Genomic DNA, 309 nt, shown 5'->3' on the forward strand with positions numbered 1-309 from the left:
CCGCAAAACAGATGTTTTAGCTGTGCTTGCAGGTTGGTGAAGCGCGGCGCAAAGTCCATCTCGAACCAGTACATGGCCGCGAAATTCATCTTGTTGATGCTGTGCATGTCTCCGGTGATAATCGTCGACGCGATATCGGTCGTGTTGTGATAACAGAGGTCGAAGACGTAATGGCTTTCGTGCTCGTGCGCACCGATGAGGTTGGTGAGTGTGGCAACGTGATTGGTGAGGGAGGTAAAGGCGACGACTCCCCGTTCGCGACCGAAATATTTGCGCGAGTGCCTCGCCTTTGCGGTCGGAGTGGCGGCA

Annotated in this window: 1 protein-coding gene; it reads right to left on the reverse strand. The window is 55.0% G+C overall.

From position 1 onward, the window contains the following. Positions 1–309, reverse strand: a 309-nt coding sequence (locus tag AB3X96_RS42770; protein WP_368594444.1) for a Tn3 family transposase, incomplete at both ends; no start/stop codon positions are given.

Origin of the sequence: Paraburkholderia sp. BR13439 (assembly GCF_040948805.1) — a bacterium.
GTDB classification, from domain to species: domain Bacteria; phylum Pseudomonadota; class Gammaproteobacteria; order Burkholderiales; family Burkholderiaceae; genus Paraburkholderia; species Paraburkholderia youngii.